Raw genomic sequence first — 11,659 nt, forward strand, 5'->3', positions numbered from 1 at the left:
GGATGTCAGACAGCCCGGTAATCGCACTGGCGAAAGATCTTATCAGCCGCAAATCCGTTACACCGGAAGATGCAGGCTGTCAGGACGTGATGATTGCACGTCTTGAAAAACTCGGCTTCACGATTGAAACCATGGTCTTTGAAGATACCACTAACTTGTGGGCTCGCCGTGGTACAAAAGCACCACTGTTTGTTTTTGCCGGCCATACCGATGTGGTTCCTGCCGGATCATTAGAGCAATGGCATACTCCACCGTTTGAACCGACGATCATTGATGGTTATCTGCATGGTCGCGGGGCCGCCGATATGAAAGGCTCATTAGCCAGCATAATTGTCGCCATTGAACGTTTTCTGGCAGAAAATCCCGATCACCCCGGTTCCGTGGCACTGCTGATCACCTCAGATGAAGAAGGGCCATTTATCAACGGGACAACACGTGTCATTGATACCCTGGAAGCTCGTAATGAAAAAATCGATATGTGTATTGTGGGTGAGCCATCCAGTACTCATACGGTCGGCGATATCGTCAAGAATGGTCGCCGGGGTTCACTCACCGGTGATTTGACCATAAAAGGCATTCAAGGTCATGTCGCCTACCCGCATTTAGCTGAAAATCCAGTTCATGAAGCACTGGCGGCACTGGCTGAGCTGGCGGGAACGACTTGGGATAATGGTAATGCTTACTTTCCCCCCACCAGCTTCCAAATCGCCAACCTTACCGCAGGAACAGGTGCTTCGAACGTCATTCCGGGAGAGTTTCATGTTCAGTTTAATTTTCGCTTCAGTACCGAACTGACTGATATCGACATTCAGCGCCGTGTTCATTCGATGCTCGATGCCCACGGTTTAAACTATGAACTGAAATGGACACTGAGCGGTTACCCGTTCTTAACCGATGAAGGCACGCTGGTTGAAGCCGTTGTCGCAGCCGTTGAAGAAGTGAATCATACCAAGCCAGAACTGTTAACCACAGGTGGCACGTCTGATGGTCGCTTTATTGCCCGAACCGGTGCGCAGGTTGTCGAGCTTGGTCCGGTAAACGCCACCATCCATAAAGTCAATGAGTGTGTCAAAACCGCAGATCTTGAGAAGCTGACTGATATGTATCAGAAAGTATTAGAAAAAGCACTGAGATGATGACCTCACGTTATGCTCGGCAGCTTACTGCCGGGCAACTCACCGGCAGAGAGACCAGCCACTTAGTGAGTCATCAAAACTTTCTGTTGCATCACCTGATGCAACCGGCTTTCGCTGCTCTGCAACAAGCCGCGCAACGGACTGGAATTGATTTGCAGCTGGCCAGTGCGTTCCGCCCTTTTGAACGTCAGTTATTAATCTGGAACAACAAGTTCAACGGCGTCAGACCACTGCTTGATAGCCAATGCCAGCCATTAGATACCAGCAAGCTTTGTGAACTGGATAAAATTGTTGCCATTTTGCGTTGGTCAGCATTGCCGGGTGCCAGCCGTCATCACTGGGGAACAGATGTTGATGTCTATGCAAGCAACTGTTTACCCGCCGATACCCAATTGCAATTAGAGCCATGGGAATACGAAACGGGAGGCCATCAGGCCGAATTTCATCAATGGCTTAAAGACAATATGGCGGACTATGGCTTTTATCTGCCCTATGCAGAGGATCGCGGCGGGGTCGCCACCGAGCCGTGGCATATCAGCTACCATCCAGTGAGCCGGGAGTTGTTGGCACAACTGACACCTGAGTTGCTTTACCGCACACTTAATAGCAGCCAAATAGCAGGAAAGTCGCAGATACTGGCAAACCTTGATAACCTCTATACTAGGTTCATTAAGAATATCTGTGAGGTCTAAATGGAATGGTTATTAAACCCTTGGGTGATCTCAGCCATCGTTCTCAGCGTCGTGGTCAGTAACATTATGGCCTTAAAATATACCGCGAACATGAAGTTTGGCTACCGCGACAAGGCCAAATACCTCAAAGAGAAACATGACCGTGAAAAGGCCGAGAAGGAAGAGCAAGATCCGAGTGATTAAATGCGAGTAACTAGAAACGAGTAACTAGATTCTAGTAACTCGATACTCGTAACTAGGCACTCGTACCTTCAGGCTATGGACGAACTAAGTAATCCGCTTGCCCTACCCATTTGTAGCTGGTCAGCTCTTCTAACCCCATAGGGCCACGGGCGTGAAGCTTCTGAGTTGAGACTGCAACCTCAGCCCCTAAACCAAACTGCGCACCGTCAGTGAAACGCGTTGACGCATTCACGTATACAGCCGCAGATCCGGCTGCGTTAACAAATTGTTCTGCAGACTGAATATTATTCGTCAGAATCGCATCAGAGTGGCTGGCATTATGCTTGCGCATATGAGCAATGGCTTCTTGCACATCGTGAACCACTTTCACACCAAGGGTGTAGCTTAACCATTCCGTATCAAAATCCCCGTCTACCACTCGGCGCAACTCTGCCGCCTTACCTTCAAGTAACTCATAGGCCGCTTCATCGGCGACTAAAGCAACGTTACTGCTATTTAAACGCTCAGCCAAACGAGGCAAGAATGCTTCGGCCACTTGTTCACTCACCAGCAGCGTATCTAATGCGTTACAAGCCGACGGGCGTTGTGCTTTGGCATTTTCAACAACGTCCAGTGAACGGGCGAGATCAGCCGAATGATCGACATAAATATGGCTAATACCAAAACCGCCAATAATGACAGGAATAGTACTGTTTTCCTTACACATCTTGTGCAAACCTGCCCCGCCTCGCGGGATGATCATGTCGACGTACTGATCCAGTTTGAGCAACTGTGAGACCAGTTCACGATCCGGTTTTTCAATATATTGTACCGATGCCGCTGGCAAACCCGCCTTCTCCAGCGCCAGCTGGATCACTTTGACCAATTCCATATTCGAATGGAAGGTTTCGCGGCCACCACGCAAAATGCTGGCATTACCGGTTTTCAGGCACAGTGCTGCAATATCGATAGTTACATTCGGACGTGCTTCATAGATAACGCCCACCACACCCAATGGCACACGCCGGCGACTCAGGCGCATCCCGTTTTCCAGTACACGGCTATCGAGTTCAGCACCAACCGGATCACTTAAGCCGATCACATTGCGTACATCGCTTGCAATACCGCTCAGTCTTGTTTCATTCAATAACAGGCGATCAATGAGTGCATCGGTCATTCCGGTCTCACGCGCCGCTTCAATGTCTTTTGCATTGGCTGCCAGAATCACATCTTTATTAGCTTCCAGCTCATCAGCAATAATCGCTAACGCCTGATTCTTTTGTGCTGTGGCTGCAGTAGCCAATTCGAAAGCCGCTTGCTGCGCAGCTTTACCCATATGTTCAAGATTCACAATACTTCCTCTATTAACCAGAATGTTGCAACGGGTGAGGTTTAGATCACAACAAGATCATCACGATGAATGGCAACCGGGCCATACTCATAGCCTAAAACCGAGTAGATATCCTGGCTGTGTTTTCCGGCAATCTTAGCCATATCCTGACTTGAATAGCGACAGATACCACGAGCGAGCAAAACGCCGCGGGTATCAAAAATGCGGGCGACTTCACCACGCTCAAAAAGCCCTTTTACTTGCGTGATACCTTTAGACAATAAGCTACTACCACGCTGTTGCACAGCGATCGCAGCGCCTGAATCGATAACAATATCCCCTGATGGTGGGGGACCCGCTAAGATCCAGCGTTTACGACTTTCCAGGGGAGATTCAAGAGGCAGAAAACGTGTTCCCACTGAATGACCAGTGGCGATCTCTGAAATAACATCGGGACGACTGCCTGCGGCGATAATCACTTCAATACCTGCACGGCGTGCCACATCTGCAGCCTGAAGTTTCGTTGCCATGCCGCCAGTACCTAAACCGCCAACACTACCACCGGCTAATTTACGTAACGTTTCGTCAATCGTATGTACTTCACGAATTAACTCTGCCTCTGGGTTATGCCGAGGATCTGCGGTAAACAGACCAGGTTGGTCGGTCAACAACAGCAATTTATCTGCGCCGCCCAAAATACCAACCAAGGCCGATAAATTATCGTTATCACCGACTTTAATTTCTGTTGTGGCAACCGCATCATTTTCATTGACGACCGGGATGATTCCGTTGTCTAACAAGGCATTGATCATATCGCGGGCGTTAAGGTAACGCTCACGATCATCTAAATCTGCACGGGTTAGCAGCATTTGGCCAACATGCAGGTTATAGATACCAAACAAGCGCTCCCATTCCTGGATCAAGCGGCTCTGACCAACCGCCGCAAGCAACTGCTTACTGGCCATCGTTTTGGGCAATTCGGGATAACCCAAATGTTCTCGGCCGGCAGCAATCGCACCAGAGGTCACAATAATGACTTTATGACCCTGACGGCGCAAATAGGCACATTGACGAACTAACTCGACCATGTGGGCGCGATCTAGTTTCAGCGTCCCGCCCGTTAACACACTGGTGCCGAGTTTAACGACAATCGTCTGCTTTACTGCGTGGCTTTGCTTTACGGATTGGGCCTGTTTCTCAACTTGAGAGTGTTCGCCCGCGAGGTTCTGCTCTGTAGCATTCAAGTGATTAGTATCTACCATTGGAATTAAACAAATATAGTGGATAAATTTTTGTCTAATTGTTGTATCAATCCCATAGGCAGATCACAAGAAAAATGCTGCATTAGAAGCCAGAATTCATAAAAATAGGTCTGACAGAGAAAAGGCAGCCCCTAATCTTGTAATTATGCCAACGAACCTAGCGTGGCTTCTTTTAGATCCACTGCCGCGGTGACTTCCAGTCCACACTCTTCCTGTAACAAATTTGTCAGCTTAGCGTAGAAGTCATCAATAGTCTGGGCAACCGCTTCGGCATGTTTGGCTGGCACCTTATCCTGATTCCAGTTACCTTCACTGTCATAGCGACCAAAGTAATAGCGATATTCAAATCCGGAGTCGGTCGTCGTCAGCACCAGCCACCACCCCCAGAATTCACGCTCTTCCGGTGATTTTTTCGCACTGATACAACTGGCCAGACAATCGAAGAAAAACTCTCCTTCTTTTGAATGCTGTTGGCGCAAATAAGGTCCCAAGGCGGTTAATTTTGTCATTAAGCGCCCATGAGGCGGAAAAACAGTGTTAGTAGTCATAGCGTATCCCCATCCATAGTTATACCGAACAACAATCACTCAGAGAAAAAACATCCCGCAGGCAAAAAAGCAGTTATCACATACAACTGCTCATAAGCGGACTAAAAGGCATGTTCCAATTCGGTAAGAATACTATTTAAGCCATAAAGCTCCTTTTATAGCAACATTTTATTTACATCACATGTAATTCCCGCCGCCAGATTAAGCGAGCTTGTCCTTCAGCCAGTCAACCACGGTTGTCATAGCGCGATGATAACCATCGTGTAACGGTGTGTCCGGCAAAATTATCGCCTTTCCTCCCCGGCTCGACATCGCGATCAGTTGATTATCCATTTCGGCACAAACAGGATCGTTATTCAGGCTGATCCCCAACATTGGAACGCCCACTTTTCGCCGGCCAAGCAATCCTTGCTGTTTCAGTGACCAGGCTGATAAGTGGGAGGTCAGGCTTGCTTTTGACACGCCGTTTTTCCCCATTCTCGATGCAATCACATCCAAGGTCATCCGTGGTATCGCATCCAGCATTTTCGGCTGTGATAAGATCCCATGAATCGCTCCGCCTAAACTGACGCAGGTTTTCAGCCTATTAGGCTCCATAAAGCCTAGACGAATTGCGGCATTGCCACCAAAACGTAAGCCCAGCATTGCAACTTTATGGTGATCAACCCAGGGCACATCGCGGATCTGCTGAAGTAAAGCCTGATGCAGCCGACTGGTATCTTCGGTTAATGCCCAATGGGAACTGTGACCGACCGAGGGCATATCCAGGGTGACCATAGCAAAACCAGCCGGACCTAGGTAATCCCGGTATAATCGCCACAGATCCGATTGCAAGGTATCTAAACCACCACTGACAATCACGGTTGGCAACAACTTGTCGGTGCGAGGTAAATGAATATACGCCTGGAATGTTTTACCTTCATATTTAACATCAATGATTTTCATCTGATGTGGCATTAATGCCATCGCTTCCCGATAAGTCTGGCCAGCCTGCACTTCCGCCTGTGCCGCCAGCCCATCCCCTTTTAAATGCGGATAAGCAGCAACACTGTAGTACATGCTGGCATTCAACAAAGTATGGGCCGCTTGATCTGTTTTACCGGCATTGGCTAATGCGCGCGCTTCTTTGAGGTAATTCGCCCCCGTTTGCGCCCACTCATAAATCCAGTTACCGGGTTTATAACCAATCACGGTATCAAGTAACTCATCATTGGTTCTGGCAGCATCAGAGTTGGCTATTCTGGCAAAAATAGCTTCCATCTCAATGGGATCAATACCTTGCCATACCCACTGAGGACGACGCAAAACTCGGTACCAACCATTTTCACTATCGCCATCAATATCGTTATGAACAGTAGCAGAACTAATGTGGGCTAACTTCACCAGACTCGACGTTTCTTTTGAGGTTTGGCGAGGAGCAAAAAGCTTTTCAGATAAATTCGTTTTTGAAGGGTCAGGCACAGTTGGCTCCAGTGATCAAAATCCTATTTCCTGCACAATTAACCGAACCAATGGTAAATAAGGCCAGTGATAGCCAGATCTGCAATCATTCGCTCTTTACAAAACACTGGTCTACAAAAACCAAGCCACAGCCTAAGGAAGAAGACTGACGGCTAATGTCAGGAATACCATACTGCCTATAGTATACCCAAACCACCTCGAGATGCAGAGTTCAGCGAGAATTCATTAGCTTTTAGTCAAGGCAGCCATTTCAGTGCATCGTGGTTCTATTTGCCCTTCCCGATCAGCAAAGATAACCAATCTCAGGACGTAATAATTTAAACAAAAAAAGAGGCGTCATCTCTGGCACCTCTTTTTGAAATAACTTATCGACCAGGTCGAAAGTGATATTACTGCTTTGAAACTGGATCGACGTAAGTCACGGCCATGTCCCATGGCTGCTCAATCCAAGTATCTTGGGCAATATCAACAACGTAATCATCAACCAGATGTTTACCTTCCGGTTTCGCACAAACCGTGACAAATTTCGCTTTAGGGTACATAGCACGGATCATTTCAGCGGTACCGCCAGTATCAACAAGATCGTCAACCACTAAGAAGCCTTCACCATCTCCCTCGGCTTTTTTCACCACTTTCATTTCACGTTGGTGGTCGTGGTCATAGCTTGAAATACACACGGTATCAACGTGACGAATGTTAAGCTCACGGGCAAGGATCGCAGAAGGAACCAAACCGCCACGGCTAACTGCAATAATACCTTTCCACTGATCAGCTGGTAGCAATTTTTCTGCTAACTGACGCGTGTACATTTGCATGTTATCCCATGTGATAACGAACTTATTACTCATATCCGATGAACCTCTGTGTTAGCGAAATCGATCGCCGATAGTATTTATAAACTGTTATAAGAAAATAATTTTAGCAAGAAACAGGGCTGCAATAACCCATACGCTGATATTAACATCTCTTCCCTTGCCACTCATCACTTTAACGGCAGCATAAGTGATAAAGCCAAGGCCGATACCCTCAGCGATGGAGTATGTTAATGGCATTAGCAGACAAACAACAACAACAGGGGCTGCTTCAGTCAAATCACGCCAGTCTATACTCACCAGACCAGACATCATCAGAATAGCAACGTAAAACAGTGCCCCAGCAGTTGCATAGGCAGGCACCATACCCGCCAGCGGCGCAAAAAATAGCGCTAAGAAGAATAATACACCAACAGTAACGGCTGTCAGGCCCGTACGCCCGCCAACAGCAACACCAGCCACACTTTCAACAAATGATGTTGTATTAGAGGTACCTAGTATCGCCCCCACAGACGTCGCCGTACTATCTGCAAGCAGCGCACGGTTCAAGCGCGGTAGCTTACCATCTTTATCTATCAGATCTGCTTTTGTTGCGACCCCCACCAGTGTCCCGGCGGTATCAAACAGGTCAACAAATAAGAAAGCAAACACCACTGAAATCAGGCCAACCTCAAGTGCACCGCTGAAATCCATCTGCATATATGTTGGTGCCAGGCTTGGTGGCATAGACATAACACCACCGTAAGTGATATCGCCAAACAGGATACCGAGTACCGTCACGGCAAGTATCGCAATCAGTACCGCTGCTTTATAGCCGCGATGAACTAACCCAATCGTCAGGAAAAAGCCCAATGCCGCCATCATAGCAGGAAAGCTTGTTAGATCACCAACATGTACCAACGTTGCAGGGTGACCAACGACAATGCCCGAGCTTTGCAGCGCAATGAAAGCTAAGAACAAACCAATACCTGCCGAGATACCGGTACGTAAAGCCATTGGAATCGCATTGATGATCCACTCTCGTACTTTCAGAAGGCTTAAAACAATGAAACAAAGACCAGATAAGAACACCGCGGCCAAAGCCACTTGCCATGTATGCCCCATCCCGAACACTACACCATAAGTAAAGAACGCATTCAGCCCCATCCCCGGAGCCAGGGCGACTGGGTAATTTGCGACAAAGCCCATAATGAAACAGCCGACCATCGCAGCCAAACAGGTTGCAACAAACACCGCCCCCTGATCCATACCCGTGCTTGCCAGCATTGTCGGATTAACAAAAATGATGTAAGCCATTGTCAGGAAGGTCGTCAGACCGGCTAACATTTCGGTCTGGACATCCGTTCCGTGCTCTTTCAGTTTGAATAGTTTCTCAAGCATTGCTCTCGATTCCTTGGAGATAATACGCGCAGTTCAAAAATAAGGATTTAAAATAGAAAACGTTTGCGTCACTCTATTTTTGGGGTGCGATTATATGCTGCTCAGCAAACAATTTCCAGAAAATAACTCAACCATCAACAAAACAACGGGGCAAACGAACAAAAACCCAACAACCAACTTACAACCAATAAATATAGTCAATTAAAATCATACACTTATAAGTAATTTATGATGTGTGTTTTTTCATCATTAAGAAATTTTCACCCTACCGCAAACGTTAATACGAGTGACATGATTGTTAAATTTAGTCATCACAGGCATATGTAATCGAATACATAGTAAATCCAATATACTTCTCTAAATGTGGAAGTTCTGAATCTCGTATATTGAGGTGGTTTGAGTATATGAAGTACAGATAAAAAAAACGCCACCTCTGGTAGAGATGGCGGCAGAATGTGGCAAATAACCAGATTCGGTTATTTCAATATTCTAAATTTGGGGGTGAACAATACTGTCCGGCAAAGCAGTGTCATCAAACACTGCTTCACAAAAATTAATAGCCGAAAGAGCTCGGGTAAGTGAAGTTACCAGTGTAAACAGAGCGGTTATTCCAGTAGCGTGCAATAGAATCAAATGCTTTCATTTTTATCACCTTAATCATAAGTCATTATTAAGACCGTTTTTGGTCTCACTTAATCTCGGTTCCGTGGAGGCGATATATCGGGCTCGTCCTGAGCAGTTCAGTGTGTTTTCTCTTCCTCACCTGAGGAGTGAGTAAACTATACCCGCCACGTAATTAAATTACAACCATTTCTTTTAACTTCGTCACACTTTTATGGTAAAAGTGATCCCTATCACTTAATTCTGTAATAAAATTACACACAAAGCTTGCGCATCAAAAAGAAGATTTAACGTCCCGACTCATATTCCCTTACACCTCACGAACATAACCTGACTCAACTGGCGGGGCTTACCTATTATGTGTGCAACTGGCTAAGTAGATCAAAGCAACCTGTAAGCATCGGCTTGAAAGTGGACCGTCTTAACGCTCATATTCCACATTTTAAGATTTAACTGTCACCCCCCTTTTCACAATGGTATGCTGAGCCAGTTCCGATAGATAATTCTGCTATCATTTTGGCAAATCAGGCATTGTTAATCCTGATTAATAGCCCTAGCCCAAGATTGTATAAAGGGAGACTGCTGTGTCTGAAATCAGTCAACTGTCACCACAACCCGTGTGGCAATTCTTCGATCAAATCTGTTCCATTCCTCACCCGTCAAAGCATGAAGAACAACTTGCTCAGCACATCATCAAATTTGCTGAAAGTGAAGGTTTAGCTGTACGACGCGATGATGTTGGCAATGTCTTTATTAAAAAGCCAGCAACACCGGGGATGGAAGACCGCAAAGGCGTTGTTCTGCAAGCACATATCGATATGGTGCCACAGAAAAACGAAGATACCGATCACGACTTCGAAATAGATCCAATTCAACCATTCATTGACGGTGAATGGGTAACCGCCAAAGGCACCACTCTTGGCGCCGATAACGGTATGGGCATGGCAACCTGTCTTGCAGTACTGGCAGCAAAAGACATTGAACACGGCCCGCTGGAAGTCTTGCTGACTATTGATGAAGAAGCTGGCATGACTGGCGCGTTCGGCCTTAAAGAAGGCTGGTTAGACGGTGATATCCTACTGAACACTGACTCTGAACAAGAAGGCGAAGTGTACATGGGTTGTGCCGGCGGTGTTGATGGCGCTATCTCGCTTGATACCCGACGTGAAGCGACTCCTGCTGACTACCAAGCGGTGAAGCTGGTTGTTAAAGGCCTTAAAGGTGGCCATTCTGGCTGTGACATCCACACTGGTCGCGCTAATGCTAACAAACTGCTTGGCCGTTTCCTTTTCTCACACGCTGAAGAATTAGGTCTGCGGATTGCAGAACTAAGCGGTGGCAGCCTACGTAACGCGATTCCTCGTGAAGCAAATACTATCGTTGCCCTGCCCGCTGAGAATGTTGATAAGCTGAACGCACTGTTTGCTCACTATCAGGAGATCCTTGTTGCTGAGCTGAGCCGTATCGAAACAGGCATTACCCTGTTTACAGAAACAGCTAAACTGCCTGAAAACATCCTCGCAACAGTCGATCAGAAACGCCTGCTTGCAGTTCTGAATGCTTGCCCTAACGGTGTTATCCGTATGAGTGATGACATTGAAGGGGTCGTTGAAACGTCTCTGAACGTAGGTGTTATCACCACGGAAGCTGATAAGATCACGATTCTATGTCTGATCCGCTCGCTGATTGACTCTGGTCGCAGCAATGTCGAAGGCATGCTAAAAGCTGTCACAGAACTTGCCGGTGCGCAGTGCGAGTTCTCAGGCGCATACCCAGGCTGGAAACCCGATGCTGACTCAGAAGTGATGCAGCTATTCCGCGAAACCTATAATGATATTTACGGTAGAACACCGAATATCATGGTTATTCACGCGGGGCTGGAATGTGGTCTGTTCAAAGAACCCTATCCGCAAATGGATATGATTTCTTTCGGCCCGACCATCAAGTTCCCTCACTCTCCGGATGAGAAAGTAAACATCGAAACTGTTGGTCTGTTCTGGGAACAAATGGTTGCGATTCTGAAGAATATTCCGGTTAAGAAGTAACGAGCTACTGAGTTTCGAGTAAAAAGATACAAGTAACGAGAGGCGGGTTCATAGAAACTCGCCTTTTTTGTATCTGGTTCCTGTGGTTCTATGGTTCTATGGTTCTATGGTTCTATGGTTCTATGGTTCTATGGTTCTATGGTTCTATGGTTCTATGGTTCTATGGTTCTATGGTTCTATGGTTCTATGGTTCTATGGTTCTATGGTTCT

General features: G+C 46.9%; 11 protein-coding genes. 4 read left to right on the plus strand and 7 right to left on the minus strand.

Features of this window, described 5'->3' with window-relative positions:
• Positions 1-2 precede the first annotated feature (2 nt).
• The 3 genes from dapE to C9I89_RS02825 are packed head-to-tail and all read left to right on the plus strand — an operon-like array spanning position 3 to position 2,011.
• The gene (gene dapE / locus C9I89_RS02815) at positions 3-1,136 is read left to right on the plus strand and encodes a succinyl-diaminopimelate desuccinylase (RefSeq protein ID WP_107281810.1); all 1,134 of its coding nucleotides are present in this window, start codon (positions 3-5) and stop codon (positions 1,134-1,136) included.
• Complete coding sequence (locus tag C9I89_RS02820; RefSeq protein WP_425440399.1) at positions 1,133-1,828, plus strand: M15 family metallopeptidase; 696 nt, start codon at positions 1,133-1,135, stop codon at positions 1,826-1,828. The genes dapE and C9I89_RS02820 overlap by 4 nt, the downstream gene beginning before the upstream one ends.
• A complete protein-coding gene (locus C9I89_RS02825; protein ID WP_107281811.1) occupies positions 1,829-2,011 on the plus strand; it encodes a DUF2897 family protein in 183 nt (60 codons plus the stop codon). It abuts the gene before it with no gap.
• Positions 2,012-2,084: 73 nt separating this feature from the next.
• Here C9I89_RS02825 and C9I89_RS02830 read toward each other — a convergent pair whose 3' ends face one another.
• The 7 genes from C9I89_RS02830 to vcdP form a co-directional block, all read right to left on the minus strand.
• Complete coding sequence (locus C9I89_RS02830; protein ID WP_425440401.1) at positions 2,085-3,326, minus strand: glutamate-5-semialdehyde dehydrogenase; 1,242 nt, start codon at positions 3,324-3,326, stop codon at positions 2,085-2,087.
• Between the two features lie 56 nt (positions 3,327-3,382).
• On the minus strand, positions 3,383-4,582 hold the full coding sequence (proB, locus tag C9I89_RS02835; protein WP_170107599.1) for a glutamate 5-kinase: 1,200 nt from the start codon (positions 4,580-4,582) through the stop codon (positions 3,383-3,385).
• A 143-nt stretch (positions 4,583-4,725) separates the two neighbouring features.
• Entirely contained in the window at positions 4,726-5,130 is a 405-nt protein-coding gene (crl, locus tag C9I89_RS02840) for a sigma factor-binding protein Crl (RefSeq protein WP_107281813.1), read from the minus strand.
• Positions 5,131-5,331: 201 nt separating this feature from the next.
• Positions 5,332-6,591, minus strand: a complete 1,260-nt coding sequence (gene frsA, locus C9I89_RS02845) for an esterase FrsA (protein ID WP_107281814.1) — start codon at positions 6,589-6,591, stop codon at positions 5,332-5,334.
• A 389-nt stretch (positions 6,592-6,980) separates the two neighbouring features.
• On the minus strand, positions 6,981-7,439 hold the full coding sequence (gpt, locus tag C9I89_RS02850) for a xanthine phosphoribosyltransferase (RefSeq protein ID WP_107281815.1): 459 nt from the start codon (positions 7,437-7,439) through the stop codon (positions 6,981-6,983).
• A gap of 54 nt (positions 7,440-7,493) precedes the next feature.
• Entirely contained in the window at positions 7,494-8,783 is a 1,290-nt protein-coding gene (locus C9I89_RS02855; protein ID WP_107281816.1) for an NCS2 family permease, read from the minus strand.
• 553 nt (positions 8,784-9,336) lie between these two features.
• Complete coding sequence (gene vcdP / locus C9I89_RS23105; RefSeq protein WP_483875140.1) at positions 9,337-9,426, minus strand: small protein VcdP; 90 nt, start codon at positions 9,424-9,426, stop codon at positions 9,337-9,339.
• Positions 9,427-9,988: 562 nt separating this feature from the next.
• On the opposite strand from vcdP, the gene C9I89_RS02860 reads away from it, so the two are divergent.
• Positions 9,989-11,449, plus strand: a complete 1,461-nt coding sequence (locus tag C9I89_RS02860; RefSeq protein WP_107281817.1) for an aminoacyl-histidine dipeptidase — start codon at positions 9,989-9,991, stop codon at positions 11,447-11,449.
• Positions 11,450-11,659 lie beyond the last annotated feature (210 nt).

This window comes from Photobacterium lipolyticum (assembly GCF_003026475.1).
Taxonomy (GTDB): domain Bacteria; phylum Pseudomonadota; class Gammaproteobacteria; order Enterobacterales; family Vibrionaceae; genus Photobacterium; species Photobacterium lipolyticum.